15 protein-coding genes are annotated in these 19,510 nt (G+C 74.8%); 6 read left to right on the top strand and 9 right to left on the bottom strand.

Features of this window, described 5'->3' with window-relative positions:
* Positions 1-19: 19 nt before the first annotated feature.
* Positions 20-1,519, top strand: coding sequence for a glycerol kinase GlpK (gene glpK / locus ABZO31_RS04400; RefSeq protein ID WP_406859617.1), 1,500 nt, complete (start codon positions 20-22; stop codon positions 1,517-1,519).
* A 59-nt stretch (positions 1,520-1,578) separates the two neighbouring features.
* On the opposite strand, the gene ABZO31_RS04405 is transcribed toward glpK, so the two are convergent.
* Genes ABZO31_RS04405 through ABZO31_RS04420 form a run of 4 tightly spaced genes read right to left on the bottom strand, consistent with a single transcriptional unit; the run spans position 1,579 to position 5,762 of the window.
* Positions 1,579-2,184 carry a GTP-binding protein gene (locus tag ABZO31_RS04405; RefSeq protein ID WP_406859618.1) on the bottom strand — a complete coding sequence of 202 codons (606 nt, stop codon included), beginning with the start codon at positions 2,182-2,184 and terminating at the stop codon, positions 1,579-1,581.
* Positions 2,165-2,587 carry a DUF742 domain-containing protein gene (locus tag ABZO31_RS04410; protein WP_406859619.1) on the bottom strand — a complete coding sequence of 141 codons (423 nt, stop codon included), beginning with the start codon at positions 2,585-2,587 and terminating at the stop codon, positions 2,165-2,167. The genes ABZO31_RS04405 and ABZO31_RS04410 overlap by 20 nt, the downstream gene beginning before the upstream one ends.
* Positions 2,587-3,021 (bottom strand): roadblock/LC7 domain-containing protein, encoded by a 435-nt coding sequence (locus ABZO31_RS04415; RefSeq protein WP_406859620.1) that lies wholly within the window; start codon positions 3,019-3,021, stop codon positions 2,587-2,589. The genes ABZO31_RS04410 and ABZO31_RS04415 overlap by 1 nt, the downstream gene beginning before the upstream one ends.
* On the bottom strand, positions 3,018-5,762 hold the full coding sequence (locus tag ABZO31_RS04420; protein ID WP_406865252.1) for a nitrate- and nitrite sensing domain-containing protein: 2,745 nt from the start codon (positions 5,760-5,762) through the stop codon (positions 3,018-3,020). Before ABZO31_RS04420 ends, ABZO31_RS04415 begins: the two co-directional genes overlap by 4 nt.
* Positions 5,763-6,212: 450 nt before the next feature.
* Between ABZO31_RS04420 and ABZO31_RS04425 the strand changes: the two genes are divergently transcribed.
* A complete protein-coding gene (locus ABZO31_RS04425; protein ID WP_406859621.1) occupies positions 6,213-6,650 on the top strand; it encodes a hypothetical protein in 438 nt (145 codons plus the stop codon).
* A 10-nt stretch (positions 6,651-6,660) separates the two neighbouring features.
* Here ABZO31_RS04425 and ABZO31_RS04430 read toward each other — a convergent pair whose 3' ends face one another.
* From ABZO31_RS04430 to ABZO31_RS04450, 5 genes are all read right to left on the bottom strand, one after another.
* Positions 6,661-11,601, bottom strand: coding sequence for a hypothetical protein (locus ABZO31_RS04430; RefSeq protein WP_406859622.1), 4,941 nt, complete (start codon positions 11,599-11,601; stop codon positions 6,661-6,663).
* Between the two features lie 28 nt (positions 11,602-11,629).
* Entirely contained in the window at positions 11,630-12,529 is a 900-nt protein-coding gene (locus ABZO31_RS04435) for a hypothetical protein (RefSeq protein WP_406859623.1), read from the bottom strand.
* Positions 12,526-13,221, bottom strand: coding sequence for a hypothetical protein (locus tag ABZO31_RS04440; RefSeq protein ID WP_406859624.1), 696 nt, complete (start codon positions 13,219-13,221; stop codon positions 12,526-12,528). The genes ABZO31_RS04435 and ABZO31_RS04440 overlap by 4 nt, the downstream gene beginning before the upstream one ends.
* Complete coding sequence (locus tag ABZO31_RS04445; protein WP_406859625.1) at positions 13,218-14,762, bottom strand: hypothetical protein; 1,545 nt, start codon at positions 14,760-14,762, stop codon at positions 13,218-13,220. The genes ABZO31_RS04440 and ABZO31_RS04445 overlap by 4 nt, the downstream gene beginning before the upstream one ends.
* 108 nt (positions 14,763-14,870) lie before the next feature.
* Positions 14,871-15,599 (bottom strand): GntR family transcriptional regulator, encoded by a 729-nt coding sequence (locus tag ABZO31_RS04450; RefSeq protein WP_406859626.1) that lies wholly within the window; start codon positions 15,597-15,599, stop codon positions 14,871-14,873.
* Between the two features lie 179 nt (positions 15,600-15,778).
* On the opposite strand from ABZO31_RS04450, the gene ABZO31_RS04455 reads away from it, so the two are divergent.
* The 4 genes from ABZO31_RS04455 (at position 15,779) to ABZO31_RS04470 (ending at position 19,416) form a co-directional block, all read left to right on the top strand.
* Entirely contained in the window at positions 15,779-17,068 is a 1,290-nt protein-coding gene (locus tag ABZO31_RS04455) for an MFS transporter (RefSeq protein WP_406859627.1), read from the top strand.
* 106 nt (positions 17,069-17,174) lie between these two features.
* Positions 17,175-17,939, top strand: a complete 765-nt coding sequence (locus ABZO31_RS04460; protein ID WP_406859628.1) for a LamB/YcsF family protein — start codon at positions 17,175-17,177, stop codon at positions 17,937-17,939.
* On the top strand, positions 17,936-18,553 hold the full coding sequence (locus ABZO31_RS04465; RefSeq protein WP_406859629.1) for a 5-oxoprolinase subunit B family protein: 618 nt from the start codon (positions 17,936-17,938) through the stop codon (positions 18,551-18,553). Before ABZO31_RS04460 ends, ABZO31_RS04465 begins: the two co-directional genes overlap by 4 nt.
* Positions 18,550-19,416, top strand: a complete 867-nt coding sequence (locus ABZO31_RS04470; RefSeq protein ID WP_406859630.1) for a biotin-dependent carboxyltransferase family protein — start codon at positions 18,550-18,552, stop codon at positions 19,414-19,416. The genes ABZO31_RS04465 and ABZO31_RS04470 overlap by 4 nt, the downstream gene beginning before the upstream one ends.
* Positions 19,417-19,510 lie beyond the last annotated feature (94 nt).

Below are 19,510 nucleotides of genomic sequence, written 5' to 3' on the forward strand. Positions count from 1 at the left end.
AACCACCGAGGAGAGCGTCATGACGTACGTCGCCGCGATCGACCAGGGCACCACGTCGAGCCGCTGCATCGTCTTCGACCAGAACGGTTCGGTCGTCGCCGTCGACCAGCGCGAGCACGAGCAGATCTTCCCCCGGCCCGGCTGGGTGGAGCACGACGCGACGGAGATCTGGGAGCGGGTGCAGGGCGTCGTCGCCGGTGCCCTGGAACGCGCCGGGCTGCGCGCCGACCAGCTCAGCGCCCTCGGGATCACCAACCAGCGCGAGACCACCGTCCTGTGGGACCGGGCCACGGGACGGCCTGTGCACCATGCGATCGTCTGGCAGGACACCCGGACTGCCTCGCTGTGCGTCGAGCTGGGTGGGGCCGAGGGGCAGGATCGTTTCCGCGGGGCGACCGGGCTGCCTCTTGCGAGCTACTTCTCCGGGCCCAAGGCCGCCTGGCTGCTGGACAACGTGCCGGGGCTGCGCGAGCGGGCCGAGCGTGGCGAGATCGCGTTCGGCACCGTCGACACCTGGCTGATCTGGAATCTCACCGGAGGTGTGGACGGCGGTGTGCACGTCACGGACGTCACCAACGCCTCGCGCACCATGCTGATGAACCTCGAACGCCTGGAGTGGGACGAGGAGATCCTGGACGCGATGCGCATCCCGGCGGCCATGCTGCCGGAGATCCGGTCGTCCGCCGAGGTGTACGGCACGGCTGTCGGGCAGCTCGCCGGGGTGCCGGTCGCCTCGGCACTCGGCGACCAGCAGGCGGCAGTCTTCGGGCAGGCCTGTTATGACCCGGGCACGGCGAAGAACACGTACGGCACGGGCAGCTTCCTGCTGCTCAACACCGGGAACCGGCCGGTGCCGTCGAAGAGCGGGCTGATCACGACGGTCGGGTACCGGATCGGTGAGGCCAGGCCGGTGTACTGCCTGGAGGGGTCCATCGCGATCACCGGTGCGCTGGTGCAGTGGTTCCGCGACCAGCTCGGGATCATCGCCGACGCGTCGGAGATCGAGCCGCTGGCGGCGAGCGTGGACGACAACGGGGGCGCGTACATCGTGCCGGCGTTCTCCGGGCTGTACGCCCCGTACTGGCGGGCGGACGCGCGCGGCGTGGTCACCGGCCTGACCCGCTACGTCACCAAGGCGCACCTGGCGCGCGCGGTCCTGGAGGCGACGAGCTGGCAGACCCGTGAGGTCGTGGACGCGATGTACCAGGACAGCGGGGTGCCGATCACGACGCTGAAGGTCGACGGCGGGATGACCGCGAACGGGCTGTTGATGCAGCACCAGGCGGATGTGCTCGGCGTGCCCGTGATCCGGCCGCGGGTCCCGGAGACCACCTGTCTCGGCGCGGCGTACGCGGCGGGGCTGGCGACCGGGGTGTGGTCGGGGCTCGACGAGCTGAAGACGCACTGGCGTGCGGACGTGGAGTGGGTGCCGACGATGGCCGGGGAGGTGCGCGAACGCGAGTACGCCCAGTGGCGCAAGGCGGTCGAGCGCAGCCTCGGCTGGGAGGACGGGGCCTAGGCCCCTCGTGAACGCACGGCCGTACCCCTGTCGGTGGGGGTGCGGCCGTGCTCCCCGTGTCAGGTGCCGACCGGCTCCCGTTCGCGGTCGGCCAGGACGAGGGCGTGCTGGACGACCGTCACCAGCACGTTCTTGACCGACTCCCGGTCGCGGGCGTCGCACATCACGAGCTCCACCTCCGGGTCGAGGTCCAGCGCCCCGCGCACCGTGTCCGCGGGGTAGCGCGACGCGCCCTCGAAGCAGTTGACGGCCACCGTGAAGGGGATGCCGCGCCGCTCGAAGTAGTCGATCGCCGCGAAGCTGTCCTCCAGGCGGCGGGTGTCCGCGAGGACCACCGCGCCGAGCGCGCCCTGCGCCAGCTCGTCCCAGAGGAACCAGAAGCGGTCCTGGCCGGGCGTGCCGAACAGGTACAGGACGAGGTCCTCGCGCAGGGTGATCCGGCCGAAGTCCATGGCGACGGTGGTCGTGGACTTGGTCTCCACGCCGTCCAGGTCGTCGACCGGCCGGCCGGCCTCGCTGAGGGTCTCCTCGGTGCGCAGCGGCCTGATCTCGCTGACCGCGCCCACGAGCGTGGTCTTGCCGACACCGAAGCCGCCGGCGACCAGGATCTTCAGGGTCACCGGCTCGACCGGGGCCGGCTTGCGGCTAGAGCGCCCGAAGGCCATTGATCACCTCGCGAAGGATGCTCACGTCCGGCAGCTCGGCCGGCGGAACGGGGCGGGTCACGTGGACGAGTTGCTCGTCGACGAGGTCGCCGACCAGGACCCGGACCACCCCGACGGGGAGGTCGAGTCCGGCGGCGAGCTCGGCGATGGACTGCGGGAGTTCGCTGCAGCGCTCGACGATCTCGACGTGTTCCGGCGAGAGCGTCTGGTCGCGCCCGGGGTCGTCGGCGGCGGGCTCGGGCACCACCACCGCGATCAGGTCGAGCCGGTGCCGGGTGGCCGCCGTGGTCCGGCCGCGGGTCATCGCGTACGGCCGGACCACCGGCCCGGCGTCGTCGTCGTACCAGTGGTGGGGGTTCTGCGGCGTCCGCTCCCGGCGGCCTGCAGTACTCATGCCATCCATCACCCTCCGGCGTGCAGCCCGGACCGGGGCGCCGTGGCGAGGTGGGCGCCGACCCGCTTCACCATCAGCGTCATCTCGTAGGCGACCTGGCCGACGTCGGAGTCGGCGTCCGCGAGCACGGCGAGGCAGCTGCCGTCGCCGGCGGCGGTGACGAAGAGGAAGGCGTCGTCCAGTTCGACGACGGTCTGGCGGACCTGGCCGGCCTCGAAGTGGCGGCCGACGCCCTTGGCGAGGCTGTGGAAGCCGGAGGCGACGGCGGCGAGGTGCTCGCCGTCCTCGCGGGTGAGGTCCTTCGAGGCGCCGGTGGGGAGGCCGTCGCCGGAGAGCACCAGGGCCTTCCTGATCGACCCGACCCGCTGGACCAGCTCGTCGAGGAGCCAGTTGAGCTCCCCGTTTCCGGAGGTGTTGGGCACTGCGGCGTTCGGTGCGGTCATCGACCGTCCCCCTCGGGTGTCGTTCCTGGTGCTGTCTCGCCCGTCTGGTTCTGGGCGTTCTGCTGTCGTCCGCGCTGCCAGCCGCGCTGCATCGAGGACATGCGGCGGCGCACTTCCTCGGCGTCGCGCTCGGCGTCCGGCTCGGTCGGGCCGGTGGTCCGGGGCTCCGCGCCGCCGCCGGCCGAGGCGTCCCGCAGTTGCGGGGCGAGGCTGGCCTGGCGGACGCGGCGGGGCAGTCCGCCGAACGGCGCGGGGCCCTCCGGCGGTACGGGGACGAGCGTGGGCGCGGGCGGAGCCGCGGGGCCGGGGGCCGACGCGGGGTCGGGCTTGCGGCCGGGGATCAGGGTGGGCAGCGTCGGGCGGTCGCGGCCGGTGTCGCGGGCCGGGACGCCGTTCGTCCCGGGCGCGGTGTCCTTGGCGGGGGCCGGGTGGGCGCGGCCCGGTTCGTCGACGCGCCGGCCGTGGTCGCTGACCAGCGTGGGCGGGCGGCGGCGGGGCAGCGGTACGGGCCCGTCGTCGCGGCCCGGGTCCCGGTCGGCCGCGCCGCGGGCGGCGCCCTGGTCGTACGCCTGCTGGTGCTGCTCGTCGGAGCCGCGGCGGCGCAGTTCACGGGCCCGGAAGATGCCGCCGCGCTCGCTCTCGGTGTCCTCCAGGTCGCCGGCGGACTCCAGGAGCGCGTCGATGCCGGAGACCGGGGCCTCCAGTTCGACCGGTCCGTCGAGGACCGCGGGCGCGCCGCGGCGCGCGGGCGCGGTACCGCGGGAGGGGACCTGCGTGAGGGCAGGGCGCGGCGCGGGCTCGGCGGGGCTCTTGCGGTCCAGGCGGAAGCCGGAGCCCTCGGTCTCGGGGGCGTCGGTGAGCAGCGCGGCCGGGATGAACACGACCGCGGTGGTGCCGCCGTACGGGGAGATCTGCAGCGAGACCCGCACGTTCTGGCGCTGGGCGAGCCGGCTGACCACGAACAGCCCGAGGCGGTCGGTGTCGGAGAGCTCGAACTCGGGGGTCTCGGCGAGCCGGAGGTTCGCGTCGAGCAGGGCGTCGGCGTTCATGCCGAGGCCGCGGTCGTGGATCTCCAGGGTGAAGCCGTTGGCGACGCGCTCGCCGAGGACCTGCACGGCCGTGTGCGGGGGCGAGAACACGGTGGCGTTCTCGAGGAGTTCGGCGATCAGGTGGGTGAGGTCGGCGACGGCGGGGCCGCCGACGCCGATCCGGGGCAGCCGGCGCACCTCGATCCGCTCGTAGTCCTCGACCTCGGCGACGGCGGCGCGGACGACGTCCATGAGCTGGACGGGCTTGCGCCACTGCCGGGACGGGGCCGCGCCGGAGAGGATGACGAGGCCCTCGGCGTGCCGGCGCATGCGGGTGGTGAGGTGGTCGAGCCGGAACAGGTCGGCGAGTTCCTCGGAGTCCTCGGTGCGCCGTTCCATGGTGTCGAGCAGGGTGAGCTGGCGGTGCAGCAGGACCTGGTTGCGGCGGGCGAGGTTGACGAATACCTCGGCGACGCCGCGGCGCATCTCGGACTGCTTGACGGCGGCCTCGACGGCGGCGCGCTGGAGGGTGTTGAGCGCGTGGCCAACCTGGCCGACCTCGTCCTTGTCGTACTCCAGGCGCGGCACCTCGGTCTCGACGTCGACCTGTTCGCCGGCGGCGAGGCGGCGCATCACGCTGGGCAGCCGGACGCCGGAGACCTCGTGCGCCTCCTTGCGGAGCGTCCTCAGGTCGCGGACGAGTGCGCGGCCGATGCGGACGGAGACGACGACGGAGGCGAGCAGGGCGAGGAAGCCGAGGATGCCGGCGACGCCCGCCTCGAACAGGACGTCGCGGACGGCGGGGCGTACCCGGTCCTGGTAGCGGTCGCCGGCCTCGGTGTTCTCCCGCGCGAGGTCGTCGAGGACCCGGGTGCTCAGCTCCTCCCAGCCGGCGGCGTCGACGCCGCGCGGGTTCTTGGTGGGGCCGGCGGCGATGAGCGCGTCCTCGGCCTTGCGGAGCTGGCCGGTGGCGGGGCTGCTCCAGTACTCCTCGAAGCGGCGGCGCTCGTCGGCGGGCAGGACCTCCAGGTTGGCCTCGTAGAAGAACGTGCGGTGGGCCACCAGGTCGGAGATGGCGCGGAGTTCGCCGCTGGTGACCCGGCGGGCGATGAGGGCGGAGACGACGAGGGCGTCCTCGCGGGCGAGCATCTCGCGGGCGCGTGCCACGCCGACGAGGGCGCGGCCCTGCTTGTCGAGCTCCACGCTCTCCAGGCCGTGCAGGGTCATCAGGAAGCCGTAGCAGGGGTCGACGAACCGGTCGAAGAACGTGAGTGCCTGGATCCGGTCGATGCTGCGGCGCTCGACGGAGCTGCGCAGCGAGTCGATCCCGTCGAGCGCGTCGAGCAGCAGGTCGAGGCGTTGTACGGAGCCGGGCTGCAGTTCGTCGCGGACCTCGGGGTCCTGGGCGTTGGCGCGGAGTTCGGCGATCGTGTCGTCGGTGGCCGAGCGCTGGCGGCGCAGGGCGGCGAGGGAGTCGGAGGCGCGTGGATCGGCCAGATAGAGGAGGGACTGCCGGCGCTCCACCTGGATCACCCGGACGATGTCCTCGACGGGGTAGCCGACCTTCTCGACGACGTAGCCGACGCCGATCAGATGGTCGGCCTCCCGGGTGGTCAGGAAGGTGGCGTAACCCCAGAGTGCGGTGAGGGAGATGAGGGGTACGAGCAGCAACGCCACGATCTTCCGGCGGATGGACTTCCCGCGAAAGCGCATGGCCTCCCCCAGCTCGCCCCTCGCCGCCGCGGGGGTGCTCACCTCGTCGTCGTGACGCCCGGCGTCAACACGCGGCGTCAACCTTCGGTTTCAACTTCGGTTTGAACAAACGGCGGCGCGAGCCTACTACTGCATCACAGCCAACTCGAAGGTGCTTCCGGACGATTTTCAGCCTACCGAGTGACCGTTGATCATGAGATGTCCCGGTATTCAGGGAGTTGGGATTCGCCAGTGTGGCGCAGGCCACCTGGTGTGCCGTCATTTCCCGCTCCCCGGCAGTTGGCTGGAACTGTGCGTTCCGGTGAGACGGGCCCGGGATTTCGAGGAAACCTTTCCCTCTCTTCACTCGTCTTCCGTACAGGGAGGCTTCTGTCGTCGCGAAACGGTGTGGAACGACGCAGAACGGGCAGCCACCCAGAAGTCGTTCGGTGGTGGGGAGTGACAGGCACGATGGAGCACGAGGCGCGGGCGCCGCAGCAGCTGTGGGTGGACGACGAGAGGGGCGTGCGCCGGATGCCCGATCCGGTGCGCACGGCCGCCGTGCGGGCGGTGCTGCTCACCGCCGTCACGCTCATCCAGGCGATGGTCGCGTTCTTCTTCACGCTGACGGAGTCGTGGCTGGCGTTCCCCACGGTGCTCACCTCGGTCGCCAGCACGGTCGCCGCCACGTGGATGGTCCTGGACGTGTGGGTGACGCGGCAGGTCTGGAACCAGCGGAACGGCGTGGTGTCCGTACCCAGCAGCACCGCCCGCCGACTGCGCCGCGAGCGGCGCCGGGCCCGGCGGGCGGCGAAGCGGCAGGGCGGTGATCCTTCCGGGGCGGAGGCCGTCGGGGCGGAGACGGTCGGTCCGGAGCCCGTCGGGGCGCCGCTGGCGGAGGCCGCGTAACGCCGGAGCGTTACGCGTCCGCCTGCTCGGGCTCCGGCCGGGACGGTGGCTGGTCCGGGGTGCGGCGGAACATCCGGGTCGCCGTGATCTCGCCGTGGATCGCCTCGCCCTCCGCGCTCGGCTGCGGCAGGCCCGGGCGCAGATGCTCCTCCACGCTGATGTACTTCAGGCCCGCCCGCAGGTCCGCGTCGTTCCGCAGCCGGATGACCAGCGGGAACTCGGCGAGCGCCGTGGTGTCGAACAGGCCGGTGGTGTAGAGGAGCTGGACGCCGAGCGCGTCCGACACGGCCCGCTGGAGCTCCAGCAGATACGTGGCGTTGGCGCGGCCGATCGGGTTGTCGAGGAACAGCGTGCCCGCGTGCCGGTGCTTGTCGCGGCCCCGGTCGTTGGAGCGCAGCGCGGCCATCGTGCAGTACAGCGCGATCGCGGCGGTGAGCAGCTGGCCGCCGGAGAAGACGTCGCCCATCTGCCCGACCGGCACCCGCTCGGCGCGCAGCACCGCGTCCGGCTTGAGGATCTCCACGGCGACGCCACGCGGTTCGAGGGCCGCCTGGACACCCCGCAGCAGCAGGGACATGCCGTCCCGGCGCAGGTCGGAGTTCTTCTTGACGGCCGCGCGGGTGGCCTCGTCGACGACCTCGCCGAGCCGCTCGGCGAGCGTGGCCTGGTCGGGCTCCTCGAACCTTATGCGCAGGAACTCCTGCCCCGACCATTCGCCGAGCCCCTCCGGCAGCCGGGAGAGCCGCTGCGCGGAACGGAGCGTGGTCAGCGCGGACTCCACGAGCCCGCGGAGCCGGTCCACGATCGAGTCGCGGTTGCGTTCCAGCTGCGCCAGTTCGTCGGTGAGGACGCGGAGCCGGGGCGCGAACGCCTCGGCCCACTTGGCGGCGTGCTCGGGCAGTGCGGCGGCGGGCAGTTCGCGGATCTGCTGCCGGGCCGGGGTGCGGACCTGCTCGTACCGGGTGGAGTTGGCGTGCCGGACGAGGATGTCGCTCGCCTCGCGGACGGACGCCTCGGCGCCCGACAGGTCGGCGGCGCAGCCGCGCAGCGAGCGGCGGGCCTCGGCCGCGGCCGTACGGGCCTCCTCCAGCCGGCCGGGGTACGGCTCCGGCTGCTCGGTGTCGTCGTCGGCGTGCTCGCGCAGCAGGTCGCGCAGGAGCGCCGCGGTCTCGTCGAAGCCTCCGGCCGCGTCCTCGGCGGCGCGGTGGGACTGGAGCAGGTGGGTGTGCGCGGTGCGCGCGGTCTCCAGGGCGTCGGTACGGGCGGCGAGTTCGGTCGTCGCGCCGCGGAGCAGGGTCTGGGCCTGCTCGGCGTCGGCGGGGACGCGGTCCTCGGGGAGCTCGGTGTGGGCCTCGCCGTCCTCCGGGGCGAGGCGCTCGGCCTCGCCGCGGAGCCGGCCCAGCTTCTCGCTGGCCTCGGAGGCGCGGGACTCCAGCATCTGGACGAGGGACTCGGCGCGGGCGGCGGCGGCCTGGCGGGACGGGCCGTCGGCGCCGTCGGTGGACTCCAGGAGCTGCTCGGCGCGGGTGCGGACCTTGTTGGTGAGACGGTCCAGTTCGGCGAGGGCGGCGGACTCGTCGCTCTCGGCGCGGGCCTGCTCGGCACGCAGGTCGGCGCCGACGCCGACCTTCTCGTACACCTGCGAGGCGGCGCGGTACGCCTCGCGGAGGGTCGGCAGCGCGACGCGGGGGGCGTCGGGGTCGGCCTCCGGGAGGGTCTCGGGCGCCCCGGCGATCTCCGCACGCTCGGCGCGCAGGGCGCGGGCGGTGCGGTGGGCGTCGTCGGCGGCGCGCTGGGCGGCGCGGCGGTCCTCGTCCGCGGCGCGTGCCCGCTCCAGGCAGGTCTGCGCGCGGGCCTCGGACTCGGCGGTGTCGTCGGCGAGTTCGCGGGCACGGACCTGCCAGGCGGAGCGTTCGCGCAGCCGGAACGCGAGGCCGGCGAGGGCGTCGGCGGCGCGGCGGGCCCGCTGGGCGGCCTCCTGCCGCTCGTCGCGCACGCGCGCGGCGTCGGCGGCGGCCTCCTCGGCCTCGGCCCGGACGGTACGGGCCTCCGCCAGGGCGGCGACCGCGTCCTCGACCGCCGTGCGGGCGGCCGCGGCGGCGGCGCGGAGCTCGGCGAGCATGCCGGGCGGGCAGTCGGCGCGCCAGGAGCCGATCCGGGCGGCCAGCGCGCGGTCGCCGGCGAGGCGGGCGGCGAGCGTGCGGATCTCGTCGTCGCGGCGGGCGGCCCGCTCGCGCAGGGCCTGGCGCTCCTCGTCGGCGGCGTGCTCGTCGTGCATGGCCGGGTTCGGCGGCACGAGGAAGACGTCGTCCTCCGTGTCCGCGGCCGGGACCGGCGCGAGCAGCGCGGCGGCGGTGCCGACGGCCACGGTCGAGCGCGGCAGCAGCGCGGCGCCCGCCAGCACCTCGCGGGCGCGGGCGTACGAGACGGGGTCGGTGACGACGACGCCGTCGACCAGTTCGGGGCGGGCGGCCAGCACGCGGGAGTGGTCGACGGGGTCGACGGCCTGTGCGAGATAGCGCCAGCCGGGCAGCGCGGGGATGCCGTGCTCGCCGAGGAACTCGACGGTCGCAAGCACGTCCGGCCCCGGCGGCAGCAGCCCGCCGTCACCGAGCGCCCCGAGGATGCGGGCGTCGTCGGCGGCGGCGGTACGCAGGTCGAACAGGCTCCGCTCGGCGGAGGAGATCGACTGGTCGAGCAGGGTGCGGAGTTCGTCCGCGTACCGGTCGAACTCCTCGACGGTGAGGGGGCCGTCGAGGGAGCGGGCGGGGGCGGTGCGGGTGGCGTGCGGGGCGGGGGCCGCGGCGTCGCGGGAGCCGCCGGGCACGGCCGTGACCACACCGGTGCGGGCGTCGCCCGCGGCGGCGGTGGCAGCCCCCGTACGGTCCGGGGTGCCGTCGGCAGCCGCCTGGGCGGAGCCCGCCTCGCCGCCGTCGGCGGGACCGGCCTGCGCGGCGACGCCCGCGGCGGGGGTCCCGGCCCCCGTACCGGCTGCGCCGCTGTCGGAGCCGTCGGCGGTCGCGCGGGGCGTGTCCGTCTCCTCGCCACCGGGCCCCACTGCGGCGTCGTCCACTCCCCCGCGCGGGCCCGGCAGCGCCGGGGTCGCCGGCGGGAGGCTGAGGAGTTCGGCGAGGCGGTCGTCGGCGGCGATCGACTCGGCGGCGCGGCGTTCCGCCTCGTACGCGGACTCGGCGGCGGACGCCGCGTCCTCCGCGCGGGCGGCGGTCAGTTCGGCGCGGGTCTCCGCGGCGGCGGTCTCGCGGGCGCGGTCCGCGGCCGTGCGGGCGGCCTCACGCGCCGCGTCCCAGGCGGCGACCGTGGTCTTCTCCGCGTCGCTCGCGGCGAGCGCGGCGCGGGCCGGGTCGGCGTCCGGGGCGGTGTCGTCGAGCCACCCGGCCCGTACCGCCTCCGCCGTCTCCTGCTCGACCTCGGCGAGCCGCTGCCGCAGGTGCTGCGCCTCGCTGCGGGCGCGCTGGGCCTCGGTCGCCGCGGCGGTGGCGTCGCGGTGCGCTGTCTCGCCGGCCTCCTGGAGCGCGGCGGAGCGCTCCTCCTCCTCGGCCGCGTGCCGCTCGCCCTCCTCCGCCTTGGCGTGCAGCGCGCGTACGAGATCGGCGGCGGCCTTGGCGCGGGCGGCGAGCGCCGGGGCGGCGTCCCGCTCGGCCTCCTGGATCGCGGCGGCGACGCGGGCCGAGCGGTCGGCGGCGGCGCGGTGCCGCAGGACGGCCTCGGCGGCCTGCCAGGCGGAGTGCAGGGTGCGGGCGTCGATCAGCTCACGGCGCTGAGACGCGGCGCTCTTCTCCGCGGCGGCCAGCGCCAACGAGGCGTGCCGGTAGGCGAGTTCGGCCGCGATGAGCGAGCTGCGGCCGCGCGCCGTCTCCGCCTCGGAGACGGCGTGCGCGGCGGCGGTGACCTGCTGGGCGAGGTCGGCGGCGCGGGCGCGTTCCTCGGCGGCGCGGGCGGAGAGCCGGCGGGCCAGGGTGCGGGTGCGGCGTTCCGCGCCCGCGTGGATGTCGCGCGCGCGGGCGCGGGTGTCGGCGGCCTCGACGATGCGGCCGAGGAGGTCGACGGAGCCGGCGGTGAAGTCGCGTTCGGCGGTGAGCTCGGCGCGGCGGCCGAGTTTGTTGCCGAAGCCGGAGACGAGGTCGGCGAGGCCGTCGGTGTCACGGGTGTCGGTGACGGCCCGGAGGAGGAGGTCGGTGAAGTCGGAGTCCTTCTTGACCGCGAAGAGGCCGGCGGCCTCACCCTCGTCGGCGTTCATCTCCCGCTGGTAGCGGAAGAGTTCGGGGTCGAGGCCGAGGTCGCCGAGGTGCTCGTTCCAGCGGTCGTGGATCTCCTCCCAGGACACCTCCAGGTGCGGGTACGCCTTGCCCGCCTCCGTGAGCGCGTCACGGAAGCCCTTCATGGTGCGGCGGCGGCCCTGCGCGCCGGAGGCGCCCTCGGCCGCCGGACGCACGGCGGTGGCCTCGGCGACCGGGAGGTTGTCGAGGCTGAGGCCGGGGCCGGGACGGAAGGAGTACCAGGCCTCGGCGAACTTCCGCGGGTCGTTGGAGACCTGGCGGCCGCGCCATTCGCTGACCTTGCCGACGACGATCAGCTCGCCGGTGAGGGTGTGCTGCCACTCCAGGGCGACGTGGCCGCAGTCGTCGGCGAGCAGGAACTTGCGGAGCACGCCGGAGCTGGCGCCGCCGAGGGTGTTGCGGTGGCCGGGCAGCATGACGGAGAAGATCAGCTTGAGCAGGACGGACTTGCCGCCGCCGTTCTCCAGGAAGAGCACGCCCGCGGGCGCGGGGCGGCGCGGCGGGCCGACCGGCTCCTCCTCGAAGAACTCCGCCTGGGTGGGGGCGGGGTGGGGCACCGGCTCGCCGACTCCGCGCAGGTCCAGGACGGTGTCGGCGTAGCGCGCACCGGCCGGACCGATGGAGTAGAGGCGGACCCGGGACAACTCGTACATGGCGAACTCTCGTCGGCTGGTTCGGTGGTTACGCGTGGAAGGGGAGACCGGCGTCGGCGACCAGCTCCAGGTCGTCGCCGTCCGGCGCCGGGAGGAGCGTGGCGGATCCGTCGGTGACCGGGACGACGCCGAGGTCGAGCAGCTCGGCCATGGCGGCGGTGCCGGCCATGTCGCGGACCTGGAGCTGGTAGCGGGCGGTGGTGCGGTACGCGCCGCCCGCGTCGTCGCCGGTGCGCTGCAGGAAGCCGGAGTCGGTGAGGAAGGCGACGGCCTTGCCGACGATGCCGGTGGTGGAGCCGGCGAGGCGGCGGGCGTCCTTGGTCGCGCCGGTCGCACTGCGGCGGGCGTAGATCCGCCAGGCGGCCTCGAGGCCGGGGGCGTCGGAGGCGGGGTCGGTGAGCTCTCCCTGCTCCTCGGCACGCTCCTCGAGGCGGCGGCACGCCTGCCGTACGAAGGCGTCGACGCCGTTGACGGTGAGGCGGCCGATGTACGCGTCGTCGGCGAGGTCCTCGGGGCGGGGGAACGCCATCGCGGCGACGGCGAGGTGGGCGAGGCCGTGCAGGAACCGGTCGGCGGAGTCGGTGTTGGCGCGGCGGGCGTAGTCGCCCATGCGGACGGCGAAGACGGAGTCCTCTCCGGCGGTGACGGCCATGCCGGCACGCGGCGAGACCTCGAGGACGACGAGGCCGAGGCCGGTGGCGACGGCGTCGGCGAGGCGCGCGAAGGCGGGGTCCTCGCGGTAGCGGCGGAGCAGTTCGGCGTACTCGGCGTCGCGGGCGGGCAGCAGCTTGGGCTGCAGCCCGAAGGAGACGAGCCGCGCCGCGTCGGCGGCGTCGGCGGGCGTGACGCCGCCGCCCGTCGTGGGCGCGACGGCCGTGGCCTCGGGCTCGCTCCACGCGGCGGCGTGCTCGGCGTGGTGGTCGCTCACGGCTGGGACTCCTCGACGGGTACGGGCGGACGTACGGGCTTGAGCGGCAGCTCGACGGGCTGCACGGCGGGCAGATCGGGCGGCGGCACGTCGGCGGCCGCGACCTCCACGAGCCGCACCCCCCGCACGTAGGGCCGCGCCACCGGCACGACAGGCGCCCCGACGTCCACCCGCACGATGCGGGCACGCGGCGCGGCGGGGGCCGTGGCGGCGTCGCTGCCGAGGGACACAGGCGCGGCTGCGGCGGACTCACCGTCGGCGGCGGTCACGGCGCCGGCCTCGCCACCGAGAGGCAGCGGGGCTGACGCGTCGCCGGCGGGCTCGCTGTCGGGAGCCACCACGGCTGCGCCGCTCTCGCCGGAAGCCGAAGCTGCCGTCTCGCCGGCGGGCTCGCCGCCGGCAAGGACCACGACCGCGCCGCTCTCTGCGGAAGCCGGCACTGCCGGGTCCCCGGTGAACTCCCCGTCCGCAGGCGCCACGGCAGCGCCGCCCTCGGCGGAAGCCGGCGCTGCCGGGTCCCCGGTGGGCCGGCCGTCGGCGTCCTCCGTTGCGGGCGCGTCGTCGTCGGGCTGCGGCGGTGCCGTCGCCTCCGCGGCCGCGGCCGGGCGGACCGGCGGCACGGTGTGCGGCTCGGCGGCCGGGCGGGGCGTCGAGGCGTCGGTGTCCGCGGCCTGCGGGATCACGTGGGTCATGCGGACTCCGTACGGTCCGCGGCCATGCCCGCGGCGTCGAGGAGGGCGGTGCCGACGATGAGGTCGGCGCCGCCGAATTCGGGGTCGTCGAGGCGGGTGCCGTCGTCGACGGCGAAGAGGAGGCGCTCCTCGCCCTGGCGGTACGCCGTGCCGACCGGGGGGCTCGCCGCGTGGACGGCGAGGAGGGCGACCAGGTACGGCAGGTCGGGGTCGCGGCGGCGGGCGTCGGCGAGCAGGCCGGAGAGCCGGCGCGGGGCGTCGTGCTCCAGGTCGAGCAGTTCCATCGCGCTCGCCAGCTGCTCCTCGCTGAAGCGGCTGTCGTCGGGCGTGGCGATCAGGTCCGGCTCGGGCATCTCCGCGCCCAGGTGCTCCCGCTCCACCGGCGGGGTCAGCAGCAGGTCGACGAGGTCCCCCACCCGTACCGACACGGGCGTGCGCAGCCCCGTGCCACGGGCGAAGAACGCGTCGGTGACGCGCGTCGCCTGCTCGACGGGGAGCGGCAGCAGCGGCGCGACCAGCTGGCCGTACAGGTCGATGCCCGCGTACGCCGTCGGCGTCGCGAACGCCTGCCGGTCCTGTTCGGCGCGGAACAGCGGCCCGGCCTCCAGGAGCCGGGACTGCAGCTGGGTGTGCCGGCGGATGCAGTCCTTGACTATGTCGACGAGCTCGGCGGCGCGCCGCTTGTGCTCCGCCGTCTTCGCATCGGACGCGGCCTCCGCCTCGTCCCGCGCCTTGCGGATGTTCGTGAGGATCGCGTTCTCGTGGCGGTACCGGTCCGCCACGTGGTCGAGCGCCTCCGCGATCATGTCCGGCACCGCGTTCAGCCAGTCCACCGCGCGCACGTTCCGCCGGGTCGCCTCCAGCGTCCGGCGCAGCGACTCCGCGTACTGGACCGTGCGGTACCGCGCCTGCTCCGCCGCGAGCTGCGCGTCCGCGAGGCGGCCCCGGCTGATCAGGACCTCCAGCTTGACCTCGGCGGCGATCTGCGCGCTGGTGACGTCCGTGTCGAGCGCGCCGACGAGGACGTTGACGGCCTCGTCGGTCGTGCGGAGGTACACCCCGCCGCCATAGCCGGGGACCTCCTCGATGAGCTTGAAGTCGTAGTCCCGCCGGACGTACACCCCGTCCGCCCCGAACGTGCCGTACACGGCGCGGAAGCCGCGGTCGACGCTGCCGACGTTGATCAGGTTCTCGAGGACCCAGCGGGCCACCCGCTCGTGCTCGGCGGCGGGCCGCTGCGGGGCCTGCGCGGCGACGCGCGGCAGCAGCCGGGCGACGATCTGCTCGTGGTCGGCGCCCGTGTCGAAGTCCATGTTGAGCGTGACGAGGTCGATCGCGGCGAGCGCGACCTCCGCCATCGCGTACACCGAGTACTCACCGGCCAGGTTCGCCTTGCGCGCGTCCAGGTCGTGCAGCGGCGCGGTGCACGCGAGCGCGCGCAGCCGCCGCGCCAGTCCTTCGTCGGCGGCCGGTCCCTGCGCGGGTCGCGGCCCCGCGCTGAACTGGGGCGGAACGAGGTCCGTCGAGGCAGGCGATGTCACGGTGCACAGATTAGGTCCTCGCAGTGACAACGGTCGAAACGGCGCAGATACGACCGGTCGCGTCTCCCTCACGCCAACGGCCCTGCGAGGCCGGGGACGTGACCGGTCTCACGCCTCCGCGGGCCCCGGCCCGGGCCCGTCCCCGTCCACCGAGCGGGCGTAGGCCTCGACCATGCGGTCCCGGGAGTCGTCCAGGTAGCGGGCGAGGAGCCGTTCCGCCGCCGCCCGCTCCCCCTCCCCCAGCGCGTCCAGAATCTCCCGGTTTCGTACGAGATAAGGCTCGTGCAGCACGCGGGGATCGGCCACGACGTGGAACGCGAGCCGGAGTTCGGCGAGGACGCCGCGCATCAGCTCGTCGGTGCGGGCGCTGCCGGCCAGAGCGACGAGTGCGGTGTGGAAGTGGATGTTGGCGGTGGAGACGCCGGTCCAGTCGTCGGCACGGGCGGCCTGCTCGCCCTCGGCGACCGCCGCGGCGAGTGCGTCGAGCGCGTACGGCGGCCGCCCGAGCCCGCGCACCACCGCGCATTCGACGAGCCGGCGGGTGCGGTAGATGTCCGCGACGTCCGCCACGGCCAGGACCCGGACGAACACGCCCCGGTTCAGCTCGTGGACCAGCAGCCGCTCGTGGGTGAGCAGCCGGAACGCCTCGCGCAGGGTGTTCCGGGACACCCCGAGCGCGCCGCCGATGCTCTCCTCGGAGAGCCGCGCGCCGGGCGGGAAGAAGCCCTCGGCGATCCGGGTGCGCAGGATGTCCGCGACCCGCTCCGCCGTGCTCGTGCGCCCGAGCAGCGCCCGGTCGCCGGCCAGCTCGTCGGCCCGTCCTTCGCTTCCGCCCACGGCGCCCGCCCTTCCACCCGATCGCTCCGCCTCCGTTGCGGCGTCGAGTCAATCGCAGAATCGAGGACCGGACAACACACCTCTTGTCGGATCGTTGAACAATCCTCTACGGTGACGGACACCGCACGGTCCCTCGGCACGTTCCCTCAGGCACGCTCCTCCCCCTCTGCGAGGTGCACATGAGCTCGACCCGGACGACCAAAGCCACCGCCACCGCCCACGGCGAACTCCCCGACGCATCCGGCCCGTTCGGCTGGCTGCGCGCCCTCGGCCCGCGCGGCCGCCGCGCCTTCGGCGGCGCGTTCGGCGGATACGCCCTGGACTCCTACGACTTCTTCACGCTGCCGCTCGGCATGGTCGCCATCGCCGCGTACTTCGGCCTCGACAAGGGCCAGACCGGCCTGCTGACCACCGTCACCCTCGTCGTCTCGGCCGTCGGCGGCGTGCTCGCCGGCATCCTCGCCGACCGCATCGGCCGCGTCCGGGCGCTGATGATCACCGTCGGCACGTACGCGCTGTTCACCGTGGCGTGCGGCTTCGCGCCGAACTACGAGACCCTGCTGGTCTTCCGCGCCCTGCAGGGCCTCGGCTTCGGCGGCGAGTGGGCGGTCGGCGCGATCCTGGTCGCCGAGTACGCCTCGGCCCGGCACCGGGGCCGTACGCTCGGCGGCGTCCAGAGTGCCTGGGCGGCGGGCTGGGCGCTCGCCGTGATCGTGTACACGCTGGTCTTCCAGTTCGCGGAGCCGGACAGCGCCTGGCGGATCCTGTTCTGGACCGGCGCGCTGCCCGCGCTGCTCGTCGTCTGGGTCCGGCGGAACGTCGAGGACGCGCCGGAGGCCACGGCGGCGCGCACGGCGGCGCCCGAACGCGGCTCGTTCGCGGGCGTGTTCAAGCCCGGTCTGCTGCGCGTGACCCTCTTCGCGACGCTGCTCTCCACCGGCGTGCAGGGCGGCTACTACACGCTCGCCACCTGGGTCCCGACCTACCTCAAGACCGAGCGCGGGCTCACGGTCGTCGGCACCGGCGGCTACCTCACGCTGCTGATCTCCGGCGCGTTCCTCGGCTACCTCACCGGCGGTGTGCTCACCGACCGGCTCGGCCGGAAGAAGAACATCGCGCTGTTCGCGGTCCTGTCCGCGTTCTGCATCCTGGCCTACACGAACATCCCCGAAGGCGCGAACGGTCTGCTGCTCGTCCTCGGGTTCCCGCTCGGCTTCTGCATGTCCGCGATCTTCAGCGGCTTCGGCTCCTTCCTCGCCGAGCTGTACCCGACGGCGCTGCGCGGCACCGGGCAGGGCCTCACGTACAACACCGGCCGCGCGGTCGGCGCGCTGTTCCCCACCCTGGTCGGCTTCCTCGCCGACAGCTGGGGCGTGGGCGGGGCGCTGGTCTTCGGCGCGGTCGGGTACGGCATCGCGGTCGTCGCGCTGCTGGGGCTGCCGGAGACGCGGGGGCGTGAACTCGTCTGATCCGTAAGCCTGCTCCCACGGGTACCACCCGCACTGCCTGAGCCACCCGTACCGCCCGTACCACCCGCACTACCCGTACTACCCGTACTACAGGAGACACATCACCATGACCTGGGCCTCGATCGACCTCAACGCCGACCTCGGCGAGGGTTTCGGCCGCTGGCGGCTCACCGAGGACGAACAGCTGCTGTCCGTCGTCACCAGCGCCAACGTGGCCTGCGGCTTCCACGCCGGGGACGCGGTCACCATGCGCCGGGTCTGCGCGCAGGCCGCCGAGCGCGGGGTGCGGATCGGCGCCCAGGTCTCGTACCGCGACCTGGCCGGCTTCGGCCGGCGGGCCATGGACGTCCCGGCCGAGGAGCTGGCGGCCGAGGTCGCGTACCAGATCGGCGCGCTGCAGGTGTTCGCCCGGGCGGCCGGAACCCGGGTCTCGTACGTGAAGCCGCACGGCGCGCTCTACAACCGCGTGGTGCGCGACGAGGAACAGGCGACCGCGGTCGTGGACGGCGTGCTGCTGAGCGGCGAGCGGCTGCCGCTGCTCGGACTGCCCGGCTCCGTACTGCACGCGGTCGCGGAGAAGGCCGGACTGCCCGTGGTCACCGAGGCGTTCGGGGACCGGGCGTACACGGCGGACGGCACCCTCGTGCCACGGGGGCAGGAGGGTGCCGTCGTCGCCGACGTGGCGCAGGTCGTCGAACGGTCGGTGTCCATGGCCCGGTTCGGCGTGGTCACCTCGCACTGCGGGAGGTCCGTGCCGGTACGGGCGCGGTCGCTGTGTCTGCACGGCGACACCCCCGGCGCGGTGGCTCTCGCCCGGCAGGTCCGTACCCGGCTCGAGGCCTCCGGGGTCCACGTGAAGGCGTTCGCGTGAGGACGTATCCGGTCGGCGACCACGGGCTGCTGGTCGAGCTGGAGGACGGGGCACAAGTACGGGCGCTGCATGCGGAGTTGCTGCGGCGCCGGGCGGCGGGGGTGCTGCCCGCCGTACGGGAGCTGGTGCCCGCGGCGCGGACCGTGCTGCTCGACGGTCTGGCCGAGCCGCGCCGGCTGGCCGCGGAACTGCCCACCTGGGACGTGCCCGCGCTGCCCGAGCGGGCGGCCGAACCGGTGGTCGTGCCGGTCCGTTACGACGGGCCGGACCTGGCGGAGGTCGCCGCGCTGTGGGGGGTGTCGGCGGAGGCGGCCGTCCGGATCCATTCCGCGGCCGAGTTCACCGTGGCCTTCTGCGGGTTCGCGCCGGGGTTCGGGTACCTGACGGGGCTCGGCGCGCGGTACGACGTACCGCGGCGCGCCACACCGCGCACCGCCGTGCCCGCGGGCTCGGTCGCGCTGGCGGGGCCGTACACCGGGGTGTACCCGCGGTCCTCACCGGGCGGCTGGCAGCTCATCGGCACCACGGACGCGGTGCTGTGGGACCCGGCGCGGGAGCCGGCGGCGCTGCTGGCGCCCGGGACTCCGGTGCGGTTCACGGAGGCCGTCCGATGACGGACCGCGCGTTCGCCGTCGTGCGGGCCGGGGCGCTGACGACCGTGCAGGACCAGGGGCGGCCGGGGCACGCGCATCTGGGCGTGCCGCGATCGGGGGCTCTCGACCCCGGGGCGGCGCGGCTGGTCAACCGGCTGGTCGGCAACCCGGACGGGGCGGCCGTCCTCGAGACCACGGTCACCGGGTGCGCGGTGCGGCCGCGCTGCGACGTGACGGTGGCGGTCGGCGGTGCGCCGTGCCCGGTCACCGTGGACGGCCGGCCGGCGGCGTGGGGCACGGCGGTGCGGGTGCCGGCGGGGGCGGTACTGGACGTGGGCGCGACGGTGCGGGGGGTGCGGTCGTACCTGGGGTTCGGGGGCGGGGTGGCGGTGGAGCCGGTGCTGGGGAGCCGGTCCGCCGACCTGCTGTCCGGGCTCGGTCCGGCGCCGCTGTCGGAGGGGGCGGTGATACCGCTGGGGGCGGGCGGCGCGGTCGTACGGGGGGCGGTCGACGCTCCCCCGTGGCCGGGGCCGCCGGACGTGCTCGTGCTGCGGGCGCGGCTCGGGCCGCGGGACGGGTGGTTCAGCCGCGAGGCGGTACGGGCCTTCGCCTCGGCGACGTATCGCGTGTCGGCGGCGAGCAATCGGATCGGGTTGCGGACGGAGGGGCCGGCGCTGGAGCGGGCGGTTCCCGGCGAACTGCCGAGTGAGGGGATGGTGTGGGGCGCGGTCCAGGTGCCGCCGGACGGGCGGCCGGTGGTGTTCCTGGCCGATCACCCGACGACGGGTGGGTATCCGGTGATCGCGGTGGTCCGGGAGGACGACGTGGCTGCTGCGGCGCAGGCTCGGCCGGGGACGGCGGTGCGGTTCGTTCCGTACGGGTGAGGCTCTGGGGGTGGGCCTGCCCCGTGCGCGAAGTGTCCCGCGGGGTGGTGCCCGCCCTCCCCCGGACTCCGTCCGGGGACCCCCTCGCCCTGCG

The organism is Streptomyces solicamelliae (assembly GCF_045348655.1).
In the GTDB taxonomy this organism is placed as follows: domain Bacteria; phylum Actinomycetota; class Actinomycetes; order Streptomycetales; family Streptomycetaceae; genus Streptomyces; species Streptomyces solicamelliae.

What these genes read in the sequence shown, in the direction of transcription:
- glpK (WP_406859617.1), top strand. Translation starts at nt 20, where the DNA reads ATGACGTACGTCGCCGCGATCGACCAGGGCACCACGTCGAGCCGCTGC.
- ABZO31_RS04405 (WP_406859618.1), bottom strand. Translation starts at nt 2,184, where the DNA reads ATGGCCTTCGGGCGCTCTAGCCGCAAGCCGGCCCCGGTCGAGCCGGTG.
- ABZO31_RS04410 (WP_406859619.1), bottom strand. Translation starts at nt 2,587, where the DNA reads ATGGATGGCATGAGTACTGCAGGCCGCCGGGAGCGGACGCCGCAGAAC.
- ABZO31_RS04415 (WP_406859620.1), bottom strand. Translation starts at nt 3,021, where the DNA reads ATGACCGCACCGAACGCCGCAGTGCCCAACACCTCCGGAAACGGGGAG.
- ABZO31_RS04420 (WP_406865252.1), bottom strand. Translation starts at nt 5,762, where the DNA reads ATGCGCTTTCGCGGGAAGTCCATCCGCCGGAAGATCGTGGCGTTGCTG.
- ABZO31_RS04425 (WP_406859621.1), top strand. Translation starts at nt 6,213, where the DNA reads ATGGAGCACGAGGCGCGGGCGCCGCAGCAGCTGTGGGTGGACGACGAG.
- ABZO31_RS04430 (WP_406859622.1), bottom strand. Translation starts at nt 11,601, where the DNA reads ATGTACGAGTTGTCCCGGGTCCGCCTCTACTCCATCGGTCCGGCCGGT.
- ABZO31_RS04440 (WP_406859624.1), bottom strand. Translation starts at nt 13,221, where the DNA reads ATGACCCACGTGATCCCGCAGGCCGCGGACACCGACGCCTCGACGCCC.
- ABZO31_RS04455 (WP_406859627.1), top strand. Translation starts at nt 15,779, where the DNA reads ATGAGCTCGACCCGGACGACCAAAGCCACCGCCACCGCCCACGGCGAA.
- ABZO31_RS04460 (WP_406859628.1), top strand. Translation starts at nt 17,175, where the DNA reads ATGACCTGGGCCTCGATCGACCTCAACGCCGACCTCGGCGAGGGTTTC.
- ABZO31_RS04470 (WP_406859630.1), top strand. Translation starts at nt 18,550, where the DNA reads ATGACGGACCGCGCGTTCGCCGTCGTGCGGGCCGGGGCGCTGACGACC.